The sequence below is a fragment of the uncultured Georgenia sp. genome (assembly GCF_937958535.1).
Taxonomy (GTDB): Bacteria; Actinomycetota; Actinomycetes; order Actinomycetales; family Actinomycetaceae; genus Oceanitalea.
Window position 1 is genome coordinate 1 of the sequence record NZ_CALGNQ010000088.1, and the last position, 2,591, is coordinate 2,591.

The window sequence follows — 2,591 nt, forward strand, 5'->3', positions numbered from 1 at the left end:
ACGCCCGCAAGCTGCAGGAGGTGCTCGGCGGCCAGTACGGCGAGATCACCGTCGCGATGCAGTACTCCTTCCAGGCCTGGAACATGCACATCCCGGGCAAGTACCGCGACCTCGTCTTCGGTATCGCCGCCGAGGAGTTCGGACACGTGGAGATGCTCGCCGTCATGATCGCCCAGCTGCTCGAGGACGCCCCGGTGGGGATCGCTCGGCAGGCCGTCCAGGACGACCACACCGTGGCCGCCGTCGTCGGTGGCATGGACGTGCAGCACGCCATCGTGGCGGGTGCGGGCGCCCGGCCGGTGGACTCCCGCGGCAACCCGTGGAGCGGGGCGTACATCACCGCCAGCGGCAACCTGCTCGCGGACTTCATGTCCAACGCCAACGCCGAGATGCAGGGTCGGGTCCAGGTCGCCCGGCTCTACCACATGACCGACGACCCGGGGATCCGTGACATGCTCGCCTTCCTCCTGGCTCGCGACACGATGCACCAGAACCAGTGGCTCAAGGCCATCGAGGAGCTCAAGGCCGACGGGCTGGAGGAGCTGCCCACACCGAGCAACTTCCCCAAGAAGAAGGAGCACACCGAGGTCGCCTACCAGTACCAGAACTTCTCCGACGGCGAGCACGCCGGCGAGGGCTCGTGGGCCGGCGGGCCGTCGGTCGACGGACACGGCGAGCACACCTACCACGACGGTCCGACGACCTCGGCACCGATGCCACCGCCCACCCGTCCCGACGCCCGGATGTACGGGACCACCGACCTGCCGAACCGGGTGGAGAAGATCGCCGGAACCGTCCAGGACAAGCTCAAGCGGGAGTAGCCGTGCCGGTCAGGGAGGTCGCGCCGGGGGTCCACCTCGTCTCCCGTGCCCACGTCAACTGCTACCTCCTCGAGGACGAGGACGGCCTGACGCTGGTGGACGCCGGGCTGCCGGCGATGTGGTACCAGCTCGGCGAGGCGGTACGAGGTCTCGGGCTGCGCCCGCGCGACCTGCGCGGCCTCGTGCTCACCCACGCGCACTTCGACCACGTCGGGCTGGCCCGCCGGCTCCAGCAGCGACTGGGCCTCCCCGTCTGGGCACACCCCGCGGACCACCACCTCGCGGCGCACCCGTACCGCTACGCCCACGAGAACCCGCGCGCCACCTACCCGGTGCGGCACCCGGCCGGCGTGCCGGTCCTGCTCCGGGTGGCGGCGGCCGGGGCGCTGTGGGTACGGGGCGTCCACGGGGTCCGGGCGCTGGAGCCCGGGACGACGCTGCCGCTGCCCGGGCGGCCTCGGGTGCTCGCGACCCCCGGACACACCTACGGGCACGTCGTCCTCCACCTGGCGGACCGCGACACCGTCATCAGCGGGGACGCCCTCGTCACGCTCGACCCGTACACCGCCCGGACCGGTCCCCGGATCGTCGCCGGAGCGGCGACCGCCGACTCCGCCCTCAACCTGCGCACGCTCGACGTCATCGCCGGGACTGGTGCCGGGACGGTGCTGCCGGGACACGGTGCGCCGTGGCGGGAGGGCGCGGAGGCCGCCGTCAGCCAGGCCCGGGCGGCAGGCCCGGCATAGGCCCGGTGCACGGTCCAGGCCGAGGCGGCCGCCCGGCTCATGTACGACGGCGGTGACGTCGCGGAGCTGCTCCTCACCGTCCTGCTGCTCGCCGGCTGGTACCGGCGGCACACCCCGCCGGGTGCACGGGACGGCTGCGCGGGGCCGGTAGCATGGCCCGCGGCCTGCCCATCCTTTAACGACCCGTCCCGTGAGGCGGGGAAGGAGACCGCCATGTCCGACGGCCCTGCCGTGCCCGAGAGCGCCCACCCACCTGCCGTCACCGTCCTCGGCCCCGCGGAGATCGACCGGGCGCTGACCCGCATCTCCCACGAGATCCTCGAGCGCACCGACCCCGACGAGGCCCTCGTCCTGCTCGGCATCCCCACCCGGGGGGCCCCGCTCGCCCGCCGGCTGCACGAGCGGGTCCGTGCCGCCGGCGGCACTGCCGCGCTCGGCACCCTCGACGTGACGATGTACCGGGACGACCTGCGCACCCAGCCCACCCGCACGCTCATGCGGACCGAGGTGCCGCCCGGCGGGGTCGACGGCGCGACCGTCGTCCTCGTCGACGACGTCCTGTTCTCGGGCCGCACCATCCGCGCCGCCCTCGACGCGCTCAACGACATCGGCCGGCCCGCGCGGGTCCAGCTCGCCGTGCTCGTCGACCGCGGCCACCGCGAGCTGCCCATCCGCGCCGACTACGTCGGCAAGAACCTGCCGACCTCCCGCCAGGAGCGGGTGCGGGTGAGCCTCGCCGAGGTCGACGGGCAGGACGCCGTCACCATCGTCAAGCCGGCCGGGGGAGGGGCACGATGAGGCACCTGCTCTCCACCGCCGACCTCGACCGGGACGCCGCGGTCGCCCTCCTCGACACCGCCGAGGAGATGGCCCAGACGCAGTCCCGCGAGATCCGCAAGCTGCCCACACTGCGCGGACGCACCGTGGTCAACCTGTTCTTCGAGGACTCCACCCGCACCCGCATCTCCTTCGAGGCTGCCGCCAAGCGGCTCTCGGCCGACGTCATCAACTTCGCCGCCAAGGG

General features: G+C 73.2%; 3 protein-coding genes and 1 pseudogene. All 4 read left to right on the forward strand.

Annotation, left to right across the window (positions count from 1 at the left end):
• A partial coding sequence (locus tag Q0195_RS05055; protein WP_299275438.1) for a manganese catalase family protein occupies positions 1-821 on the forward strand: 821 nt, incomplete at its 5' end.
• Positions 822-823: 2 nt separating this feature from the next.
• The gene (locus Q0195_RS05060) at positions 824-1,567 is read left to right on the forward strand and encodes an MBL fold metallo-hydrolase (protein ID WP_299275441.1); all 744 of its coding nucleotides are present in this window, start codon (positions 824-826) and stop codon (positions 1,565-1,567) included.
• Positions 1,568-1,780: 213 nt separating this feature from the next.
• Positions 1,781-2,365 (forward strand): bifunctional pyr operon transcriptional regulator/uracil phosphoribosyltransferase PyrR, encoded by a 585-nt coding sequence (gene pyrR, locus Q0195_RS05065; RefSeq protein ID WP_299275444.1) that lies wholly within the window; start codon positions 1,781-1,783, stop codon positions 2,363-2,365.
• A pseudogene (locus Q0195_RS05070) lies at positions 2,362-2,591 on the forward strand (aspartate carbamoyltransferase); the annotation flags it as partial. The gene pyrR and the pseudogene Q0195_RS05070, both read left to right, overlap by 4 nt.